Annotated in this window: 1 pseudogene; it reads right to left on the bottom strand. The window is 58.7% G+C overall.

What is annotated here, in order from left to right:
- Positions 1–142: 142 nt before the first annotated feature.
- Positions 143–1,746, bottom strand: a pseudogene (xopAE, locus tag XcuCFBP2542_RS18770) (type III secretion system effector XopAE).
- Positions 1,747–2,391 lie beyond the last annotated feature (645 nt).

The raw sequence follows: 2,391 nt of genomic DNA, 5'->3' as shown, positions 1-2,391 counted from the left end.
CAACTCCACTTGGTCGTGTAGGGGCTCAGGCTACGACACCTGGCCCGCTACGTTATAGGACTGTTGCACTTCGCGGGCGAATCCACCCCCCACCTAATTTCTCAGGAGGGCGCCTGCACCGTTGCCAGAGCGGCACAGAATACTAATTGATGCTCCACTCCCTCAACAGTGCACGAGCGCGCTGCTCTATTGAGCGGTTCGCCTGGACTTCCGCCCATTCAGACTCTTTCTTGGCTTCTGCTTCACCAATGACACCTTCCTGTGCTTCGTCAAACTGCGCCATGGCCCAGGTTGTTGCAGCCTCCTGTGCGGTCTTTCCCTCGACATCGTGCATGGATACGTAAGCCCGTAATGGCGGCCATATCTCCTCTTTTCCCGTCAGCGCGTTCCTGCCGTGGAGCAGGCTGCCTCTGGTCAGTCCCAAGTCCCGGTTTCGAATGGCCTCCAACAACTGGCTCAGCGCAACCCCTTGATCCTGCGTGTGCATGAGCTTGTGCTTCAGCATTTCCGAGAACGCTGTTCTGACATCCCCACGGACTGCAGGCCCCAGACCACCGACCTGGGTCGTGCCATCCATGTTGAGCGTCTTGACGGTATGCTCGGCCAAGAACTCGCTGAAGCTGCTTCTGAATTCGGTAGACGTGATGGCCTCGGCCACTACCTGGTCCAATAGGGTCATGTCAGCCGGGCTGAGGGGTTGCCTGAAGAGCCCGGCATTTTGGGTAAGCCCATGCATCCACTTTTCAAAACGGCCACCCAAGTCAGCATCGATGCCGCTCAGTGCGCGTACGAATTCGGTGCCTCGGTTCCACGACGGTCCGGCCAGACTCGTAGAGCCCCCCCTCCTGGTGGCAACCCTCTGCCGGCCAGCCGTTGTGGTGCAGCCGGAGCGGCGTGCGGCATGCGTATCAGAGCAAGTTGGCCACTCAGGTGCTCCGGCACCTCGATCTGACAGTCAGCGGGAAGTCGAGCCAGGGATGGTGGCAGCTCATGCAGTCCAGTGCCGCGTAGATCCAGCTTTTGTAGGCGAGAAAGGTCCCCTACACTGTCAGGCAGCGTCCGGAGCGCGGCGCAGTTTTTCAGCGACAGTACTTCGAGTCTACTTAGCCGCCCAATATCCTCTGGAAGTTGTGCCAACCTAGGGTTGTAAGAAAGGCTGAGTTCTTTCAACCGGCCCAACCGAGTCAGACCGTGCGGTAATTGCTCTAGGCTGTCATTTGACTCAAGTTTCAGCAACCTGAGCTGCCGCATTTTTCCGATGTTTTCGGGCAATCCCTTTAAATGGCGCGAACTCGACACCGCTAAGCGAGTCAAACTTGCCAGGTCAGTCACGCTGGCCGGCAATCGTTCATAGCTCCCGCCACCCAGGATAAGCTCGCGCAGACTTTGCATGCGCCCCAGGTCTTCTGGCAGCTCGGCCAACGGGGTTGTAGTCAGCTGAAGGATTTCCAAGACAGGCAAGCGTGTTATCGACGCCGGCAGTTTTTTCAGACCCAGCGTGGCAGCCACCGTAAGGCGGCGGAGCCCACGAAGTTGTCCCAGGTTGTCCGGGAGCGACGTCAGTCCCGTATTGGCCAACGAGAGTTCCCGTAGCGTTTGGAGCTCGCAGATCCCATCGGGCAGTGTTGTGGCAGGTAAACCGTAGTGCAGTTCAAGGCGGGTTTCGCCGGCGGCGGCTACACGCAGAATCGAGTTTGCCACATCCTGCAGGGCCTGCCGGGAGGTATCCCCCGTGTGGTCGTGCATGTTGTAGCCGGTACGTATTCTCTCTGCATGCGGCAGGCTCTCGGAAAGCCAGGAGCTAACGTCGTCTTCCAGGCTCGGCGGCGACGTCGGCGCACCTGCCATTGCAGGTTGCTGAATCGGCGAGCGCGCAGATGACCGAGGCGGACGTGCCAATCGTGGGCTCCCCGGCGTCCTGGTGGCGGAGGCCGATGTATTGGCACTCGTGCGTCGCTGCGGATTGGTCAGTAGCGGTCCGAGTACGCCCTCCATCGGACGAGGTGGTTCGCTTGGCCGCGCGGTTTCATTCGCTGGTTGCTCTGCGGTTTCGGGTCGCTGACGTGAGCGTAGTAGACGGTTCACATTAAACATGGAGCTGTCTCCTGATAATGCAGCAGGCCTGCATGACCTCGTGATATGCAGGTTATTCATGCGCGGGGACGGATGCTGCGACGAGGCGAAGACATTACTTCACTAAACGAATCGAACTTTTCGCAGCGTCAGCGGGGATTAACCTGCTTAACAGAACGTCCGGCCGCGCTTGCCTGGCGGCTGGGCAGTCGTTGTGCCAGCCGCGCTTAGAGGGTGTTTACATAATGATATAATAGTGCCATCTCATCACAGACAGTCATCGAAATGGGCCGCCCACTGAAGATTCAAGTCGAACAT

Origin of the sequence: Xanthomonas cucurbitae, from assembly GCF_002939885.1 — a bacterium.
Classification (GTDB): Bacteria; Pseudomonadota; Gammaproteobacteria; order Xanthomonadales; family Xanthomonadaceae; genus Xanthomonas; species Xanthomonas cucurbitae.
Note: the sequence above shows the minus strand (reverse complement) of the source record. Positions and strands in the feature narration are given on the sequence as shown.